This window comes from Enterocloster sp., assembly GCF_057861365.1.
Map to the genome: position 1 here is coordinate 51,941 of NZ_DBMACH010000016.1, position 18,206 is coordinate 70,146.

The window sequence follows — 18,206 nt, forward strand, 5'->3', positions numbered from 1 at the left end:
CGCAGTAACTAAGCTGGGAACCGCAGCATACGGAACCAACATACTGGAGGCATCTGATGTAACAGTGCTGCAGGAAGAGCTTCATGATGGAAACCTTTACGAGTTAGTGAAGGTGGAGGGAGCAGACCTTCTGATCAGCAATGATATTCAGGCCAACCACGTCGAAATCATTTATCAGCAGAAGAATTATAACTATGAAGTAGTGAAACACTATGAAGGTTTAAATGAAACTGCAGTTGAATCTACCAAGGGTACAGCACCATATGGAACAGGTATTCTGGAGATGTCTAATGTAGATGTTTTACAGCATGAGACATATAAGGAACATACATATGTTCTTACAAAGGTAGATGGAGCGGATAAGCTGATTACAAATGATGAAACCCAGAATCGTGTAGACATTTATTACGTTCTGGATGAAAAGGGCGGAACCGATCCAACCGATCCAACTAACCCAGACAAGCCAGACGGACATCCCGACAAGTACCAGATTATTTTCCGGTATGTGAGTGCTGATGAAGCAATGGGAACAGTCAGTGTAACAGAGGCAGAGGTTCATACTTTTACGGATGACGCCGGAAATTATGTTGACAAAAAAGAAATCAGCCCCAACGGAGCAACTGCACATGCCCTTGGAGGATTTGCCTTTGATTACTGGGCAGATACCGAGGGAAGAGATTACACTGCAGATATGCAGAATATGAAATCTCAGACCTACCTTGAGGATACTACATTTACCGCTCACTTCTCAGAAGATAAGATCGGTGAAACAGATCCTCAGAATCCGGATGGAATCCCGGATAACCGCCAGATCACCTTCCGCTATGTATCTGAGAATCCAAGCTACGGAACCGTAAGCGGAACAGTAGTTGAGGTTCGTACGATCATGGAGGTTGTAGAGGGCGAGAACGGATACCAGGTTCTTGAAACCAAATCTGTAAATCCATTTGCAGAGGTAACCGTATCCGCAAACGGCAGATGCAGATTTGAACGCTGGTCTGACGGAACAACTAATTTTACAAACGCAGATGAAATTTCAGCAGCAAGCTACAGCGCTGACGCTGTCTTTACCGCTTACTTTAACTACTATAGCGGCGGCGGAAGCGGCGGTGGCGGCGGTGGAAACGGCGGAGGCCCAAGCGGAAGCGGCGGCGACTCCTCCAGAGGCCCCGGAGTAACAGTTACCATTGATAATCCGGACGTTCCATTAGCTCCCGCACCGGAAACTGGCACAGGCGATGTGATTTCTATTAATGACGGTATGGTTCCGATGGCTCCTCTGCCAAAGACAGGCCAGACCACAATGAGATCCACATTGCTGATGGCATTCTCAGGAATCCTTCTTGCAATTACCGGTTTCAGTAAAAAGCGTAAAGAAGAGGAACACTGATGCTGAGAGAACAGCTGTAAAGCATTAAACCACAAAGCCCCGGCTCTAAAAAGGCCGGGGCTTTTGTAGTCTGTAAAGAAAGTATTCGTTATTCCCCTCCGGGGCCGTCACGGCGCTCTCTGGTGGATTCGGGCAGCGGGGCTATAGGAGTGATGACCTCGCTTCCCAAATATAGGGCAGGGACTGCCCGAATTAACGCCTGTGGATTAAGAAACTGCGTGCTTTACGAAAAATCTGGCATCAAAGTAAGACTGCTGATGACAACAGGGTGTGTTGAAGAACGTATAATAGCCGGGTTAAGAGGGGACTTGCATTATTTTAAATACTTTTCTGCGTCTTCCCTTGTCAAACCAAATTTTTCACATATTTCAATTAAGATGGTTTCTGTGGGTATTTGCAACTTTTTCAAAGTAGCTATCATTGCCTGAATGCCTTGCTCCAGTCCCTTCTGAATGCCCTGCTCCTCTACACCTTTGCTTAAATTACACATAAGCGACACCTCACTTTCTAATGTCTGTGTCATTTTTATTTTGAAATCTTCTTCTAATATCTGGCATTTGTCCTCTGAAGCTGTTTCTGTCGAAAGAAGGACATTTAACAGCTTTAACACATTTGTATCTGTGGATGCTTTCTTTCCAAGACAAATCATGACAGCTGTCATTAAGTCATAATTCGACTTCTTTTCTTTTACATTTCCTATCAGATTTTTCTCTGAGATCACATAACCGGTAATGCTGTTTTCACGGTTCTTCGGCGGATTAATTCTCCTGACACCGGAGCAGCTGCCAGAAAACGGATATCATAAGTAATCGTGCCCTCTGATAATGTGGCATCCTCTACCCCTGTTCCATGAATTCTGGAAGTCTGATTTGTTTCATCTGGTGCAACGGCAGTTTCACCTACTTGCGGCTGTCCTTCGATATAGTTTTCCGCTATTTCATTGACATCACAATTTTTGTATTCCTCTACGCAATTCTTCATAATCCATGCTAAAATGATTTTTTCTGATAAAAGCCGCTTGCAGGCTGCATCATAGCTTGCTTTTTCATCAGTTACACGGATATTCTTTGCTATTGTTGTGTCAGTATTCACGCCATCACCTCCTGTAGTTATTGTTATTGTACCACAATATTCTTTGAGAAACTATAGAACATTTGTTAACTGAAATAAAAAGGGGGTTATGAAAGGAAAAATATTCCGGAGACAGATGCTTTCGGAAAGGAACGAATGTCAGATACACTCGTTTAAAAACGGAAGGATGGAATCAAGCTTTGTCTTTAAAATGCCTTCCAGTTCGATCACTCGTTCAAGAGTAGCCTGAACAGAGGTATCAATGGCAATGAGCGCCTCGTAGTCGCTGGAAGCGGCAATTACCCGGTTGATTTTTGCGCATTCTGCATTTAAAATGCAGGCCAGAGCGTCTTCCTCATGGGCGATGGAGGATGCGATGCTTAAAAGGATGGGGCAGGGGCAGGCAGTAGGGCACTGGGTCTGGCAGGTCAGAGAAGTTGTTTCATTCATAGTGATTATCTCCCTTCTTCCCGATGATGGATCGGGATACTATAATATATGGACAAGGAGAAAAGTTGTGACAGCCTGGCCCAAAACAGCTACAGCTCCAGGGTTTTAGTGGCGATTGTTTCACGAAAGGCCCGGTCGTGCTCTACAAAGATCATAGTAGGGCGAAAGTCTAAAATCAGCTGTTCAATCTGCATTCTGGAATAAATATCAATAAAATTTAAAGGTTCATCCCACAGATACAGATGGGCCTGTTCGCAGAGACTCTTTGCGATCAGCACCTTTTTTTTCTGTCCTCCGGAAAATTGGGCCATATCCTTTGTAAACTGGATCCGCTCAAAGTCCAGCTTTCGGAGAATCGCTTTAAAGAGGCTTTCATCAATCCTGCATTGGCTGGCATAGTCGGACAGTGTTCCGCTTAAATGGGAGGTGTCCTGGGAAACATAGGAGATAATAAGGCCGGAGCCTATAGAAATGGTTCCGGTTTTCTTTATATCTTCTCCAAGGATCAGCTTTAAGAGACTGCTCTTGCCGCTTCCGTTTTTTCCGTTTAAGGCAAGGCGCTCTCCTTGTTCCAGAGTAAAGGAAAACGGCCCGCAGACGGCACGATCCCCGTATCGGATGGAGAGGTCACGGCAGGAGATCAGGGTCTGGCTTCGGTAACGCAGGGGCAGAAGCTTAAGGGCTTCTGCTGTTTCAGTGTTTTTCAGAAGACCGGATTTTTCCTCAATGGCTTTTTGCTGCCTGGACTGAATGGATTTGGCGCGCTGCATCATTTTCGCAGATTTGTGGCCTACAAATCCCCGGTCTGCGCAGCCGCTTCCGATTTTGGAGGCTTCGATTCGGTCGGACCAGCCGGCAGTACGGGCAGATGCCTGCTTTAGACGGCCGATTTCCTTTTTGAGCTGTTCATTCTGGGCCAGCTCACAGGCTTGCCTGTATGTAAAATTAGTCATCCAGGAGGAAAAATTGCCGCTCTGTACCTCGATATCAGCCCGGTTTAACGAAAGAATGTGATCCACGCAGCTGTCCAAAAAGAAGCGGTCATGGGAAACCAGGATAAAGCCCTTTTTCTTCTTGAGGTAAGCTGCGACGGTTTCTCTGGCAGCTGCATCCAGGTGGTTGGTAGGCTCGTCGATCAGAAGAAAATGGCCCTGATTTAAGAAAAGTGCAGCGAGGAGCGCTTTTGTCTGTTCGCCTTTGGACAGAGTGGAAAATGGCCTCCAGAGCAGTTCGCAGTCCGTCTGCAGACAGGAGAGTTCCTTCATAAATTCCCAGTCCTGAGCATCGGGACAGATTTCATACATGATTTCCAGTGTCATTTTAGAGGGATCTGAAACCTCATAGGGGAAATAGTCAAAGGAGACAGAAGAATGGATGGTTCCCCGGTATTCATATTTTCCCATGAGCAGATTTAAAAATGTGGTTTTCCCCCTGCCGTTTCTGCCTACAAAGCCCAGCTTCCGGTCGGTATCGATCTGAAAATTCACATCTTCAAAAATGGGGTCGGAGCTGGATGGGTAGGAAAAGGTAAGATGTTCCGCTTTTATCATTGACATAATGTGCACCTCCGGTAAAAAAATGAGAGCCGCAGGAAAGCAGATCCTGCGGCTCATCATAAATTTACCCCTGAAAGACAGAGGCGTATATTTTAGTGAGTGGACAGATATACGACTTTCTTGCAGCGGACGCACGGATACCGTAAATAAAATGCGGTATTCTGGCGTCATTTTATAGTTATCTGCAAGCGTCGATTCTCATCCTTTCACCTCTTTTTGTTCTGGTATAGATTTATGTATATCATAGATCAGGGGAAGATGCAAGAGGAATAGGTATCATTTACAAGGCGATCCTTATCATTAATTCTGCGGCTGAATTCACCCTGTAAGTCGCCTGTCAGCGGTTCGGGTTTACCGATTCCCTCCATACAACCATTTCGTTCAATATCTTTAATAAGCTGATTGATGCGCCGGATGTTTTTTTTGTCCTGAGATTGCCAGTAAAGGTAATCTTCCCAGGCATCATCAGACCAGATTTTTTCACTCATCATCTACCTCGATCAGTTCGTGGGCAGTACCTTTTCCTGTGCGTAGTTCCTGAATGGATTTTTTTACATATTCCAGATTAGACTGGGAGAAGAATGGATCCGAACTTTGAGCGATTTCAAATGGGATTCGGTTTTCGCGTAAAACTGCTTTCACAAAAAGATTGATGGCAGTTGAGGTGTTTAAACCTACGTTGGAACAAAAGGCATCGAAGTTGATTTTATCTTTTTCATCTACCCGCGCGGTTAAAGTTGCCTGTGCCATAGATATAACTCCTTTCTGTGTTCTATTTGTTATAATTATAACACTATTGTATGCAAATAGCAAGTAAATGCAATACAAAATAAAATTGTGTGAAAGGCAGACATGATATTCGCCGGAATTGCCATTGAAAATTGCTTCGGTATCTGTATAATATTAGGAAGATAGTACGCAGGATAATACGCAAGTTACTGTTCAACAGGAGGACAAACACATGGAACGCTCAAAGCTGACAACTCTCTGCTACATGGAGCGGGAGGGAGAATGGCTGATGCTTCACAGAGTGAGCAAGAAGAATGATGTAAATAAAGACAAATGGATCGGCATTGGAGGTCATTTTGAAGAAAATGAAAGCCCTGAGGAATGCCTGTTGAGGGAGGTAAAGGAGGAAACGGGCCTGACACTTACTTCCTGGCGGTTCCGGGGGCTTGTTACATTCCGTTCTACCGGAGGTCCGGTGGAGGATATGGAGTATATGTGTCTGTACACGGCAGACGGTTTTGAGGGTGAGATGGCTGACTGCAATGAGGGTACTCTGGAATGGGTAAAGAAGGAGGCAGTGTGCGGACTGAATATCTGGGAGGGAGATAAGATATTTTTCCGCCTTTTAAATGAAAATGCCCCCTTCTTTTCACTGAAGCTGACCTACGAAGGCGACCGGCTTATTGAGGCTGTGCTGGATGGGAAAGCGCTTATCGCTTAATGCACAAGCTCCTCAGCCCGTTTGATCGCCCTGTCAATATTTTCACAGAAGTTTTCCTGGCCTACCTTCTGAGCAAAGCCTGCTTTTTCCATTACCTTCATGGGCTGCTGGTTTACATGGGAGAGAATAAGGGTGATTCCCCGTTTCTCACAGTTTTTGTACAGGTCGGTCATGGCGTTTAATGCAGTGCTGTCCAGAGCCGGAACGCTTCTCATACGCAGGATCAGGCATTTTGCATGATCTTTTACGGCAATACGTCCAATCACATCGGCGGCTCCGAAGAACAGGGGGCCGCTGATTTCATATACATTGATGTGAGGGGACAGCTTTCTAAGTTTTTCGCGTTCTGCCTCCTCTTCATCCTCTGCATATTTCCAGCTGTGGACCTCCGTTACATCGCTCATGCGCTTCATAAACAGAAGCACAGCCACTAAGAGGCCGATTTCGATAGCGATTACCAGGTCAAAGACAATGGTTAAGAGGAAGGTAAGGATCAGAACGGCGATATCGCTTTTGGGAGCGGTTTTTACCAGCTCTGTGAAGGTTCTCCACTGGCACATATTGTAGGCGACCATAAAGAGGATAGCGGCAATGGCGGGCATGGGGATCATGGCTGCATATGGCATGAGTATAATCAGGATAAGAACAAGAACCACAGCGTGGATCATGCCTGCAACGGGAGTACGGCCTCCGTTTTTTACATTGGCCGCGGTACGGGCGATGGCGCCTGTAGCCGGGATGCCGCCAAAAAGGGCGGAAGCGATATTTCCGGCGCCCTGGGCCGCCAGTTCCATATTAGAACGGTGTTTTCCATTGATCATGCCGTCTGCTACCACACAGGAGAGCAGAGACTCAATGGCCGCCAGGATAGCGATGGTAAAAGCGTCAGGAAGGGCAGTCTGGATCATTTCAAAGCTTAACTGAGGCATATGGAAGGAAGGAAGCTTATTGCTTATGGTGTAGAGATCTCCGATGGTATTGACCTGAAGGGGGAGAAGCTGCACCATGAGAATGCCTCCGATGACGGCAAGAAGAGAGCCGGGGATTTTTTCCGTAAACCGGGGTGCGATGATAAGAATAGCCAGGCATACGAGGCCTACGATCAGCGAGTCTGTATTGAATGTATGGATGCCTGCTAAGAAGGCTTTCAGCTTTTCCATGGTTTCAATGGTGGGCATTCCTTCCGGATAGGTTACGCCGAAAAAGTCCTTGAGCTGTCCGATGACGATGGTTACGGCAATACCGGAGGTAAAGCCGGTTGTGATGGTAAATGGGATGTACTTAATCAGCCCGCCGAACCGGCAGAGTCCCATGATGATTAAAATGATGCCCGCAAGGATGGTAGCGGCTGCCAGTCCGTCCATGCCGTTTCGGGCTACAATGCCCGCTACGATGGTGGCGAAGGCTGCTGTGGGGCCGGCGATCTGAACCTGGCTTCCGCCCAGGAATGAGATGATAAAGCCGGCTACAATGGCAGTGTAGATACCCTGTTCCGGGCCTACGCCGGAGGCGAGCGCCAGGGCGATGGACAGCGGAAGGGCAATGATGGCAACTACGATGCCTGCGATGAGGTCTTTTAAAAATTGTTCTTTGCTGTAGGTTTTCCATGTTGTAAACAGCATGGGATACATTTTTTCCATAATCAGTTCCCCTTTTTCATATTGATAGGCAGGAAAATGCTCCCTGCCCTACCTTATTATACAGGCGCAGGATGGTATGTCCAGCAAAAAGGCAGAAAATATTGTATTTTTTGAGGAACTGTATATTTCACAGAATCCTGAGGATACTTTATAAGGCAGCTTACAGACACCCATTCATAAAGGAGGAACTACCATGAAAGTAAACGGAACGAACGAATGTATCCAGTGTACCATCAAGAATTGTGCGTATCATGCAGATACCACCGATTACTGTACTCTTGATACGATTAAGATCGGTACCCACGAGATGAATCCTACCAAGAAGGAATGTACGGACTGCGAATCTTTTGTAAATAAGATGCAGTAAAATGGCGTCATCTGTTACGAAAATATTACGTTTTTTTAAGTTTCCCTGACAGCCATTGATTTTTCGTCCAGTCCATGGTATAGTGAGGACAGTCAGAGATGACGCGGCCCGGCAGTGCCTGCGAAAGCAGAGTACCCCGGGCCTTCCCCCGTTTTATGGGGAATTTCATTACAAACTCCAACAAAACCATTTGAAAAATCTCATGTTTTGTTATATACTATAGAATACTATAGGCTTCTATAAATATACAAAAAGGATGGTTTAACTATGGCATTATTAGAAACATGGAGAAATCTGGCATATGGTGACGGCCTGGATGATAAAAAGAAAGAAGAACTGTGGGCAGGATATTTCCAGATTGAGAAGGGTATCTACGAGCAGATCCTTTCCGCACCTACAGAGGTGATCACAGGTACTGTAAAGGAGCTGGCTGAGAAGTACAACACAGAGCTTCTGATCATGACCGGCTTTTTAGACGGCATCAATGAGAGCTTAAAGGGTTATGAGAACCCGATCGATACCATGGAGGAGGATACAGAGGTAAAGATCGAGATCGATCCTGAGAAGCTGTACTACAACATGGTAGAGGCAAAGGCAAACTGGCTCTATGAGCTTCCACAGTGGGACAGCATTTTGTCTGAGGAGAAGCGCAAGGAGCTGTATAAGGCACAGAAGGCTTCAGGCACCATCCGCAAGGAAAAGAAGATCTTCCCAAATGATCCCTGTCCCTGCGGAAGCGGCAAGAAGTATAAGAAGTGCTGCGGTAAGAACGCGTAAATAAGCTGCACAGACTGCCTGCCCGGTATTTCCGGACAGGCAGTTGGCGTTACAGGGGAAAGATGGAGGCAGGCAGATGGAAGCATATACGAGCTTTGCACAGGTCTATGACCTGTTTCAGGACAATGTTCCCTATGAGGAATGGGCCGCTTATCTGAAGGAGCTGTTAAAGGAGTACGGCGCAGAGGATGGCCTGGTGCTGGATTTAGGATGCGGCACCGGAAGCATGACGCAGCTTCTGGCAGAGGCAGGATACGATATGATCGGCGCTGACAATTCGGAGGAGATGCTGGAGATCGCCATGGAAAAGCGGGCTGCGGCCGGCCTGGATATCCTTTATCTTTTGCAGGATATGCGGGAATTTGAGCTTTACGGCACCGTCCGGGCGGTGGTGAGTATCTGCGATTCCATGAATTACATTATGGAGCCGGAGGAGCTGACGCAGGTGTTCCGCCTGGCGAATAATTATCTGGATCCCGGTGGCGTATTTATCTTTGATCTGAATACAGAATACAAATATAAAGAGCTTATGGGGGAAAATACCTTTGCGGAGGACCGCACAGAGAGCAGTTTTATCTGGCAGAATTATTATGATGAGAAGGAGCGGATCAATGAGTACGATCTGACTCTTTTTATCCGGGAGGGGGAGCTGTACCGGAAGTTTGAGGAAACTCATTTTCAGAGATGTTATTCTTTGGATGAGGTGAAGGCGGCGGCTGAGGCAGCCGGAATGGAATTTGTCACAGCCTACGACGCATTTACAAAGGATCCGGTAAAAGAGGACAGCGAACGGATCTATGTGATCCTGAGAGAAAAGGGAAAGACAGAGAAAGGAAGATAAAAATGGCAGATTATGTAATCCGGGCCACGGCGGCTGAGGGACAGATCCGGGCCTTTGCGGCTACGACCAGAGATCTGACCGAGGTAGCCAGACAGGCTCACAATACAAGTCCTGTGGCTACGGCTGCTCTGGGACGGCTGATGACAGCGGCTGTTATGATGGGATATGACATGAAGGGAGACGCAGACCTTCTCACACTGAAGATCCAGGGAGACGGCCCCATCGGCGGTCTTGTGGTGACGGCAGACGCCCACGGCGGAGTAAAGGGCTATGCGTTCCATCCGGAGGTAATGCTTCCTCCCAATGACAAGGGAAAGCTGGATGTAGGCGGAGCGCTGGGACTGGGCGTGTTAAGCGTGATCAAAGATATCGGCTTAAAGGATCCCTATGTGGGACAGACTATCCTTGTGACAGGAGAGATTGCGGAGGATCTTACCTATTATTACGCAACCTCTGAGCAGACGCCCTCTTCTGTGGCATTAGGCGTTTTGATGAATAAGAACAATACGGTCCGTCAAGCCGGCGGTTTTATCATCCAGCTCATGCCGGGGGCGTCTGATGCAGTAATTGACGCCTTAGAGAATAAGATTAAGGAGATTCACTCTATTACCACGCTTTTGGATGTGGGAAATACGCCGGAGATGATCTTGGAGTACATTTTAGGAGAATTTGGCCTGGAGATCAATGATAAGCTTCCGGCCCGTTTCTACTGCAACTGTACCAAAGACCGGGTGGCAAAGGCACTGATCAGCGTGGGAAAGAAGGATATTCAGGAAATGATCGACGACGGCAAGCCCATTGAGGTGAACTGCCACTTCTGCAATAAGAACTATGTGTTTGATGTGGAAGAATTAAAGGAGCTCCTGGAGCTGGCCAGATCATAGTCCTGTGAATTAAAAACAACAAGAGCCGGTCTTTCGACTGGCTCTTGTCGGTAATCATTTGAAATTCAGATATAACTTACTTCAACTTTCTATCGAACCGATATATGTTTGAAAAAGGTACACTGTTTGTTCATTGATTATAATTTGGTTACGTTGGTAGCCTGAGGACCCTTAGCTCCGTTTACTACGTCGAACTCAACCTCTGCGCCCTCGTCTAAGGACTTGAAGCCTTCCATGTTCAGACCAGAGTAGTGAACGAATACATCGTTGCCCTGCTCGTCGGAGATGAAGCCGTAACCCTTCTGGTTGTTGAACCACTTAACTGTACCTTTCATTGTGATACCTCCAAAAAAATAAAAAAAATGTTAAGCTGCAAGTAATTTCACAGCTTCCATTAGAATATCACAGATCTTACCGGGTGTCAAACATTTTGTGCATAAACCGGGGTCTATACAGGGCTGTTTTTAAGTAACTTTTAAAGGAGAGCGTAATGAAACTGATCAATATATGGAATCATTTTAAAACCATTACAAAACATCGGATGCTGGTATGCAGGCACTGCTTTCAGATCGGGCTTTACCGCCAAGGGCTGACCCATGATCTGTCAAAATACAGCCCTGAGGAGTTTTTTACCGGTGTACGCTATTATCAGGGAACGCGCAGTCCCAATGCGGCGGAAAGAGAAGATCTGGGCTATTCAAAGGCCTGGCTTCACCACAAGGGCCGCAATAAGCATCATTATGAATACTGGATCGATATTTCTGTCCGTAAGGAAGAGGGATTAGTGGGAAATAAGATGCCGTTGCGGTATGTGGCAGAGATGATCTGTGACCGGATTGCGGCCTGTGAGGTGTATAAGGGAAAGGCTTATACCAGCGCAGCGCCTCTGGAATACTATGAATTTACGAAAAAATACATAACCATTCATCCGGAAACCAGGGCGCTGCTTGAAAGGCTTTTGATTATGCTGAAGGACCGGGGAGAAAAGGAAACCTTCCGGTATCTGAGGGAACTTTTAAAGCAGGGGGATTATTAAATCCCGTACTGCTTTTTAATCTGCCGGATGGTGATCCAGCCTACGATGACGGCCAGAACGCCGGTGGCAATATTGCTCACGGCCATGACGATTCCGGCGCTGATATCTCCAAGGTCCGTGAACTGCTGCAGACCCCACAGTACAGGTACACGGAAGATAAATACACGGCTGAAATTGATGATAAGGGAAATCCTTGTCTTGCCAAATCCGTAAAGCAGAGCCATAACAGCCGCATTGATACCAAGGGGAATGGAGCCTAAAGCTTCCATCTGGTAGATGGAACAGATCATCTGCTGGAACTGAGGATCACCGCCGGAAAAGAGACGGCTGATGGACCCTAAAAAGATCAGGGTCAGGCTCATAAGAACGGCCCCGATTGCCATATTGATGATGAGGATGCACCGGAAGGCCTCTAAGGCACGTTTGGGAAGTCCTGCTCCCAGGCTTTGGCTGATAATGGCAGAGCCGCCCTCCTGAAAGCCGTTCTGGGGATTGGTGGTAATGCCGCCCAGATTATTGGAAATACCCAGTGCTCCTACGGTAAGAGGGCTGTAGATGGTGCACATGGAATTTACCACTACTTTTCCAAAGGAAAATGCCATTTTTTCGATGATTACAGGTACGGATAAGAGCACCATGGGCCGAACCACACGCCGTTTTAAGGAAATGCTCCTTAAAGAGAAGGAAAATGCGTTTCCTTTACGGCTTAAGTGGTAGATGGCGGCAGAAAACATCAGAAGCTGGGAAATGATGGTGGCAACGGCGATCATATTGATCCCGCTGTGGAATACATATACAAAGAGAGCGGTAAGGGCCAGCTTTACCACAATAACGCCCATATTCAGATGAAGGATCCGCTGGGAGTTTCCTCTGGCCCGTTCGATTGCAATGTAGACACTGTTAAAAAAATTCAATACAATTCCAAAAAGATCCAGGATAAAATAGGTGGTGCCTTCTGTGATAAATTCCTCCGGCGTTCTTGCAAGGCGCAGAAATTGGGGCGCAAAGGGGACAAGGATCAGCAAAATGCCGGCTCCCAGGATTCCGCAGAGGGCAAAAAGAGTGCTGACTCTCCGTTTTACCAGTTTGAAATCTCCGGCTCCGTAGGCTTCGCTAACCTTGATGCTGGCGCCTACAGCCAGTCCGCCGCCCAGAGCGGAAAGCATGAGGTTAAGCTGGGATAGATAGGCTACGGCAGACACAGAGGAAGCGCCGATGTGGGACGCCATCATGGAATCAAAGATTTTAAAAATCTGATTTAAGCTCTGGTAAAGGGCCAGGGGCGTACATACATAGAAGACCACCTTCCACATATTTTCTTCCCGTACAAAGGCTCTGAAGGCCCGGTCCTTTTCTGTGAGATCCGCGGCTGGTTCATTGTTTGCTGTCATGATCATGTTCTCCGTTTCTTCCCCTTTTTTATGTCGGGTCCGGAAAACTCCGGACAGATTCTGTCGGAAACAGGGGATTCCTATGGATTATAACCCAGAGATACAGAGAAAACAATCGGATTTGTATACAAAAAATAAAGTCCGTATACAAATAATCTGTGTATAGGGAAAGAGAGGATGGGAAAAATGACTGTTAGAACCGTTGGAAACAGTGGTGTATAAAACAATCAGGAGGAAAAACGGATGACAGGATGGATCATTGCTCTTTTATCGGGAGCTCTTATGAGTGTGCAGGGTGTATTTAACACAGAAGTAACAAAGCAGACCGGTGTATGGGTGGCAGCAGGATGGGTACAGGCTACGGCTCTGCTGACCTGTGTGGTGATCTGGCTGTTTACCGGACGCCAGCCGGTATCCGGTCTCATGGGGGTGACGCCAAAGTATGTTCTGGCAGGCGGCGTGATCGGGGCCTTGATCACCTACACGGTGATCCGCAGCATGGCGGCTCTGGGGCCGGCCCGAACTTCTCTTCTTATCGTGGTGGCTCAGATCATCGTGGCTTATCTGATCGAGCTGTTTGGCCTGTTTGGAGTGGAAAAGGCTCCATTTGCATGGAATAAGCTTTTGGGGGCCGCGATCGCTGTAGGGGGGATTATCATTTTTCAGCGATAGGATAAGAAATAACGCTTGTATTTAAACCGGCTTTCCGATAGAATAGATACAGCAGGCCGGGACGGTATCTCTAAAAGGAGGAGATATCGTTGAAGGAATTAAAAAAGCACAAGCAGGGAAGGATTATTTTACTTTTATTGGGAATGTTTTTGGCAGGGATTTTATACAGCTGCTCCCAGCCATCGCCGGGGACAGAAGTAAGCCTCGAATACTCAGAAGACGGGGAACGCAGGGAGAAGGTTTTTTCGGAGCCAGAAGCCTCTTTTTCGGATGAGACTGCTGATTGTCCGGGGAAAGAAATTGCTTTTTCAGAGGCAAAAGTTGCTTCGGAGGCAGAAAATCCGGAAGAAGAGCAGATCTGGATCCATGTCTGCGGTCAGGTGGCGGCTCCGGGAGTGTATTCCCTGAATGCAGGAAGCCGTGTATTTCAGGCTTTGGAAGCAGCTGGAGGAGTCCTTGAGCAGGGAGATGGCAGTATTCTCAATCTGGCCATGGTCTTAGAGGACGGGATGCGGATCGAAGTTCCGGATCGGACAGAGGCAGAGCGCCTGAAGACTCAGGGGATTCTTTCAGATCAGGCCTTTGTGACGGATCCCGGTGACGGTTTTAGCGGAAGCCCTGGGAAAAGCGCTTCAACGGGCAGAAAAGTGAATCTGAATAAGGCCGGTGCAGAGGAGCTGATGACACTTACAGGCATTGGAAAATCCAGGGCGGAGGCGATTATCCAGTACCGTCAGGAAGTGGGGGCTTTTCGCTCGATCGAGGATATTATGAATGTATCCGGGATCAAGGAAAGTGCATTTGAAAAGATACGGGATGATATAACCGTTTAAAAGAAAACTGCGCCCGTCAGGGCATTTTTAAATAGACAGACAGGAAGGGAAATGAAACATGGCTCGGGTATTGGTAGTAGATGATGAAAAACTGATCGTAAAGGGAATCCGGTTCAGTCTGGAGCAGGACGGTTTTGAGGTGGACTGTGCCTATGACGGAGAGGAAGCCATAGAACTGGCAAAAAAGACAGAGTATGATATTGTGCTGTTAGATGTGATGCTCCCAAAGCATGACGGTTTTGAAGTATGTCAGGCGATTCGGGAATTTTCCGACATGCCCGTGATCATGCTGACGGCCAAGGGCGGCGATATGGATAAGATCCTGGGATTGGAGTACGGGGCGGACGACTACATCAGCAAGCCCTTTAACATTCTGGAGGTAAAGGCCAGGATCAAGGCCATTATCCGGCGAAGCCTGAAGGCAAAGCGCCAGAAGCGGGAGGAACCCTCTTCTATGATCGGTTCTGGAGATTTAAAGATGGACACAGAGGGGCGCAGAGTATTTATCGGTGAAAAGGAGATCAACCTTACTGCAAAGGAGTTTGATCTCTTAGAGCTTCTGGTACGCAATCCCAACAAGGTATACAGCCGTGAGGCGCTTTTGAATTATGTATGGGGAAACAGAGCCATGGACAGCGGGGATGTGCGTACGGTAGACGTTCATGTGCGCCGTCTGAGAGAAAAGATCGAGCCAAGTCCAAGTGACCCCAGATATGTACATACAAAATGGGGCGTGGGATATTATTTCGGAGTATCAAACAGGGGGTAAAGCCTCGATCCCTGCCTGCTGAGGGAAAATGGAAAACAGAACAGAAAAAGGTGCCCGGATTCCATGGGAAGTCCGGGATAATAGGGAAATGGGTGGAAAGCCCATGCGGTCCCGCCGCTGTAAAGGAAGAGTTACCGGATGCAGAAAGCTGTTAAAATAGAAACAGGCTTTTGCGAAACGCCACTGCATGAATCTATGTGGGAAGGAGCCGGTGATGAGGATGCCTGAGCCAGAAGACCTGCCTTTTTCGGCGTGATTATAAAGGCTGCGGAGCACAGCTTTTTATAATAGATACCCTGAAAAGGGAGGAAGGCGGAGCATCCGCTTTCTTATCATGTCTGTTTGGATCACGTAGAAACTATGTGGCAAACAGGCTTTTTTACTTTTAAGAAGGGAGCATACATCAATGAATGTAAGAAAAAAAGGAACTGCCATGCTGGCCTGGGGAATCCTCTTCAGTTTTGCAGCGGCGTCACCGGCATATGCCATGCACATTATGGAGGGATATCTTCCGATGGGGTACTGTATTGCCTGGGGGGTAGTCTGCATTCCCTTTGTGGTATTGGGAGTGAAGCGGATCAACCGTCTGATAAAAGAGCACAGAAAGCTGCTTTTGATCTTTGCAATGGCAGGCGCCTATGCCTTTGTGCTGTCTGCCCTGAAATTTCCAAGTGTGACCGGATCCTCCAGCCACCCAACGGGAACCGGTCTGGGAGCCATTCTCTTTGGCCCGACTCCCATGGCAGTGATCGGCTTTCTGGTGCTGATTTTTCAGGCGCTTTTGCTTGCACATGGAGGTTTGACAACGCTGGGAGCCAATACCTTCAGTATGGCGATTGCAGGTCCTGTTGTCAGCTGGGGCGTTTATAAGCTGGGCAGAAAAATAAAGCTGAATCAGAAGGTGGCTGTTTTTCTGGCAGCAGCCCTTGGAAATCTGTTTACATATTGTGTGACCAGTGTGCAGCTGGGACTGGCCCATCCTGCGGCAGACGGCGTATGGAGTGCTGTTGTACGGTTTTTGGGAATTTTTGCATTGACACAGATTCCGCTGGCAGTGATTGAAGGACTTCTGACGGTTGTGATATTGATCGGTCTGCAGACTTATGCAGGTCCGGAACTTCGAGAGCTTGGATTTGGGGAGGAGAATCGATAATGAAGAAACCAATGTGGATCGCAGGTCTTTTGGTGGCTTGCGTAATATTGACAATTGTCCCGTTTATAGCTGCTCCCAAGGATGCGGGATTTGGAGGAGCCGATGATGCAGCCGGCGAACTGGTAGGTGAGATCGATCCCGAATATGAGCCATGGGCAGAGCCTGTTCTGGAACGGATTTTAGGAGGAGAACTTCCGGGAGAAACGGAAAGCCTGCTGTTCTGTCTTCAGGCAGCTTTGGGATCTGGCGTGATCTGCTATGGATTTGGATATCTGGTGGCAAGAAAGAAATACAGTACAAACGATACAGAGGAAAGACAGGAGAACTAATTATGGCGCTGCATCACAGAAATCATTGTCATGGAAATCAGATTCTTTTGATGGATCAATATGCCGTGTGCTCCCAAATGGCGTCATGGAACCCGGACTGGAAGATCATGCTGGGACTTATTTCGCTGTTGGGGTGTATTGGATCCAAAACGGGCCTGATTTCAGTGGCAGTGGGGCTGTGCATGGCAGTGCTTACCCATAAATGGGGAGGAGTGGAGTGGCCGGTTTACGGGAGAATGCTGACCATTCCTCTTTTCTTCGTTATCCTCAGCGGAGCTGTAATTGCACTGGATTTTACAAAGGAAGCCGTGATGGAAGCTGTTTTTGTGACGGTGAAAGTATTGACGGGAACGGCCTGTTTGTATATGATAAGTCTGACAACGCCTGTATATGAAGTGGTTGGAACTTTGAGAAGATGGCATCTGCCGGAAGTGATGCTGGAACTGATGATCTTAATGTACCGCTTTTTGTTTGGCCTTTTAGAGCTTTATGAACAGATGAAGCAGAGTGCTCAGGCCAGGCTGGGGGATATCTGGATAAGACAGGGATACCGTTCATTTTTTGGAATATGTGCCAATCTTCTGGTTCTGGCCTTTCGGCGGGCATCGGACAGCTTTAATGCCATGGAGGCAAGAAGCTATGACGGAGAACTGCGTTTTCTGGAAGAGAAAAAGCTGGTGACAGGAAGGCAGAGGCTGGGTATTGTTCTGTATGGAGTGCTTCTGGCAGCAGGGCTTTTGGCAGAGAGGATGTGGAGCATATGAGGCAGACATCGATAAGCGGCACAGCACGGATGCTGGATCCGATTTTGGAGCTTCGCGGGGGCAGTGTGTATTATCCCGGGGGAAAGCAGGCATTAAAACAGGTCAGTGCGGCCTTCTATCCGGGAGAAAAAACGGCTGTGATCGGGAATAACGGAGCAGGAAAATCTACGTTTTTCCAGACTCTTAACCGGCTTGTACCTCTGGATGAGGGAGAGCTTTACTGTCACGGAAGGCTCTGTACAGGCAGCAGGAAGGATATTTTGGAGCTGAGAAAGTGTGTGGGAATCGTATTTCAGGATCCGGACCGGCAGATCATCGCTTCGACCGTAGAGGGGGAAATTTCCTTTGGACTCTTTAATCTGGGCTATTCAGAGGATAAAATCCGCTATCTGACTGAACAGATCATCCAGCGGATGGGGCTTACTCACCTTGCCCATCGTCCGCCTCATTTTTTAAGCGGAGGGGAAAAGAAACAGGTCAGTATTTCCGGTGTTGTGGTAATGAAGCCAGAAATCCTGCTGTTTGATGAACCTACTGCCAGTCTTGACTGGAAAAATACGCAGCTTTTTAAGGAACAGCTTAAGAAACTGGAGCAGGAGCAGATCACACAGGTCATTTCCACCCATGACATGGATTTTGTGTGGGAATGGGCAGACCGTGTTCTGGTGTTTTCAGAGGGAGAACTTTTGGCAGATGATCGTCCGGAGCATATATTTGGGGATGAGGAGCTGCTTAAAAGGGCTTCTCTCAGGCAGCCTGTTTTATATCAGCTGCCGGGGCATCCAAAGACCATAGAGGAATGGAAACAGTTACAGGAAAAGGAAGGATAAGAG

Annotated in this window: 23 protein-coding genes and 1 riboswitch; of the genes, 14 read left to right on the plus strand and 9 right to left on the minus strand. The window is 47.5% G+C overall.

The features are described from left to right. Nucleotides 1-1,390: doubled motif LPXTG anchor domain-containing protein (locus tag ACZM6M_RS14440; protein WP_489490518.1), on the plus strand; the 1,390-nt coding region annotated here is incomplete at its 5' end. Between the two features lie 313 nt (nt 1,391-1,703). Here ACZM6M_RS14440 and ACZM6M_RS14445 read toward each other — a convergent pair. From ACZM6M_RS14445 to ACZM6M_RS14470, 6 genes are all read right to left on the minus strand, one after another. After that, nucleotides 1,704-2,111, minus strand: a complete 408-nt coding sequence (locus ACZM6M_RS14445; protein ID WP_337433180.1) for a hypothetical protein — start codon at nt 2,109-2,111, stop codon at nt 1,704-1,706. Then, nucleotides 2,108-2,482, minus strand: coding sequence for a hypothetical protein (locus tag ACZM6M_RS14450; RefSeq protein WP_337433179.1), 375 nt, complete (start codon nt 2,480-2,482; stop codon nt 2,108-2,110). Before ACZM6M_RS14450 ends, ACZM6M_RS14445 begins: the two co-directional genes overlap by 4 nt. A 138-nt stretch (nt 2,483-2,620) precedes the next feature. Beyond that, entirely contained in the window at nt 2,621-2,911 is a 291-nt protein-coding gene (locus ACZM6M_RS14455) for an alpha-helical endospore appendage domain-containing protein (protein WP_337433178.1), read from the minus strand. An 89-nt stretch (nt 2,912-3,000) separates the two neighbouring features. Continuing rightward, the gene (gene abc-f, locus ACZM6M_RS14460) at nt 3,001-4,467 is read right to left on the minus strand and encodes a ribosomal protection-like ABC-F family protein (RefSeq protein WP_419504208.1); all 1,467 of its coding nucleotides are present in this window, start codon (nt 4,465-4,467) and stop codon (nt 3,001-3,003) included. A gap of 248 nt (nt 4,468-4,715) precedes the next feature. Further along, entirely contained in the window at nt 4,716-4,955 is a 240-nt protein-coding gene (locus tag ACZM6M_RS14465; RefSeq protein ID WP_337932829.1) for a Txe/YoeB family addiction module toxin, read from the minus strand. Then, nucleotides 4,948-5,217 (minus strand): type II toxin-antitoxin system RelB/DinJ family antitoxin, encoded by a 270-nt coding sequence (locus ACZM6M_RS14470; protein WP_296038877.1) that lies wholly within the window; start codon nt 5,215-5,217, stop codon nt 4,948-4,950. The genes ACZM6M_RS14465 and ACZM6M_RS14470 overlap by 8 nt, the downstream gene beginning before the upstream one ends. 211 nt (nt 5,218-5,428) lie before the next feature. Here ACZM6M_RS14470 and ACZM6M_RS14475 point away from each other — a divergent pair, with 211 nt between their 5' ends. Continuing rightward, nucleotides 5,429-5,917 (plus strand): NUDIX hydrolase, encoded by a 489-nt coding sequence (locus tag ACZM6M_RS14475; protein WP_296038875.1) that lies wholly within the window; start codon nt 5,429-5,431, stop codon nt 5,915-5,917. Here the strand turns inward: ACZM6M_RS14475 and ACZM6M_RS14480 are convergent. Then, complete coding sequence (locus tag ACZM6M_RS14480; protein ID WP_066543780.1) at nt 5,914-7,557, minus strand: SulP family inorganic anion transporter; 1,644 nt, start codon at nt 7,555-7,557, stop codon at nt 5,914-5,916. The genes ACZM6M_RS14475 and ACZM6M_RS14480 overlap by 4 nt on opposite strands. Before the next feature lie 193 nt (nt 7,558-7,750). Here ACZM6M_RS14480 and ACZM6M_RS14485 point away from each other — a divergent pair, with 193 nt between their 5' ends. From ACZM6M_RS14485 to hslO, 4 genes are all read left to right on the plus strand, one after another. After that, nucleotides 7,751-7,924, plus strand: a complete 174-nt coding sequence (locus ACZM6M_RS14485) for a DUF1540 domain-containing protein (protein WP_081422815.1) — start codon at nt 7,751-7,753, stop codon at nt 7,922-7,924. A 267-nt stretch (nt 7,925-8,191) separates the two neighbouring features. Then, nucleotides 8,192-8,701, plus strand: a complete 510-nt coding sequence (locus ACZM6M_RS14490) for an SEC-C metal-binding domain-containing protein (protein WP_066543781.1) — start codon at nt 8,192-8,194, stop codon at nt 8,699-8,701. Nucleotides 8,702-8,777: 76 nt separating this feature from the next. Beyond that, the gene (locus ACZM6M_RS14495) at nt 8,778-9,542 is read left to right on the plus strand and encodes a class I SAM-dependent DNA methyltransferase (protein ID WP_066543788.1); all 765 of its coding nucleotides are present in this window, start codon (nt 8,778-8,780) and stop codon (nt 9,540-9,542) included. A gap of 2 nt (nt 9,543-9,544) precedes the next feature. Next, entirely contained in the window at nt 9,545-10,426 is an 882-nt protein-coding gene (gene hslO, locus ACZM6M_RS14500; RefSeq protein WP_337932733.1) for an Hsp33 family molecular chaperone HslO, read from the plus strand. Between the two features lie 137 nt (nt 10,427-10,563). Here the strand turns inward: hslO and ACZM6M_RS14505 are convergent, their stop codons facing one another. Next, nucleotides 10,564-10,761, minus strand: a complete 198-nt coding sequence (locus ACZM6M_RS14505) for a cold shock domain-containing protein (RefSeq protein WP_021869793.1) — start codon at nt 10,759-10,761, stop codon at nt 10,564-10,566. A gap of 155 nt (nt 10,762-10,916) precedes the next feature. On the opposite strand from ACZM6M_RS14505, the gene ACZM6M_RS14510 reads away from it, so the two are divergent. Next, nucleotides 10,917-11,462, plus strand: a complete 546-nt coding sequence (locus ACZM6M_RS14510; RefSeq protein ID WP_066543792.1) for a DUF5662 family protein — start codon at nt 10,917-10,919, stop codon at nt 11,460-11,462. Here the strand turns inward: ACZM6M_RS14510 and ACZM6M_RS14515 are convergent. After that, a complete protein-coding gene (locus tag ACZM6M_RS14515; RefSeq protein WP_418493798.1) occupies nt 11,459-12,853 on the minus strand; it encodes an MATE family efflux transporter in 1,395 nt (464 codons plus the stop codon). The two genes, ACZM6M_RS14510 and ACZM6M_RS14515, sit on opposite strands and share 4 nt — an antisense overlap. 243 nt (nt 12,854-13,096) lie before the next feature. Between ACZM6M_RS14515 and ACZM6M_RS14520 the strand changes: the two genes are divergently transcribed. The 7 genes from ACZM6M_RS14520 (at nt 13,097) to ACZM6M_RS14550 (ending at nt 18,203) form a co-directional block, all read left to right on the plus strand. Next, entirely contained in the window at nt 13,097-13,525 is a 429-nt protein-coding gene (locus ACZM6M_RS14520) for a DMT family transporter (RefSeq protein WP_337433173.1), read from the plus strand. A gap of 89 nt (nt 13,526-13,614) precedes the next feature. Next, nucleotides 13,615-14,358 (plus strand): helix-hairpin-helix domain-containing protein, encoded by a 744-nt coding sequence (locus ACZM6M_RS14525; protein WP_337433172.1) that lies wholly within the window; start codon nt 13,615-13,617, stop codon nt 14,356-14,358. A 58-nt stretch (nt 14,359-14,416) separates the two neighbouring features. Beyond that, nucleotides 14,417-15,127, plus strand: coding sequence for a response regulator transcription factor (locus ACZM6M_RS14530; RefSeq protein WP_066543799.1), 711 nt, complete (start codon nt 14,417-14,419; stop codon nt 15,125-15,127). 31 nt (nt 15,128-15,158) lie between these two features. Further along, nucleotides 15,159-15,387, plus strand: a riboswitch (cobalamin riboswitch). A 146-nt stretch (nt 15,388-15,533) separates the two neighbouring features. Then, a complete protein-coding gene (locus ACZM6M_RS14535) occupies nt 15,534-16,280 on the plus strand; it encodes an energy-coupling factor ABC transporter permease (protein ID WP_066543800.1) in 747 nt (248 codons plus the stop codon). Next, nucleotides 16,280-16,609, plus strand: coding sequence for an energy-coupling factor ABC transporter substrate-binding protein (locus ACZM6M_RS14540; RefSeq protein ID WP_066543801.1), 330 nt, complete (start codon nt 16,280-16,282; stop codon nt 16,607-16,609). Before ACZM6M_RS14535 ends, ACZM6M_RS14540 begins: the two co-directional genes overlap by 1 nt. 2 nt (nt 16,610-16,611) lie before the next feature. Next, complete coding sequence (locus ACZM6M_RS14545; RefSeq protein WP_337433171.1) at nt 16,612-17,373, plus strand: energy-coupling factor transporter transmembrane component T family protein; 762 nt, start codon at nt 16,612-16,614, stop codon at nt 17,371-17,373. Continuing rightward, nucleotides 17,370-18,203, plus strand: coding sequence for an energy-coupling factor ABC transporter ATP-binding protein (locus ACZM6M_RS14550; RefSeq protein ID WP_337433170.1), 834 nt, complete (start codon nt 17,370-17,372; stop codon nt 18,201-18,203). Before ACZM6M_RS14545 ends, ACZM6M_RS14550 begins: the two co-directional genes overlap by 4 nt. The last annotated feature ends 3 nt before the right edge of the window (nt 18,204-18,206 follow it).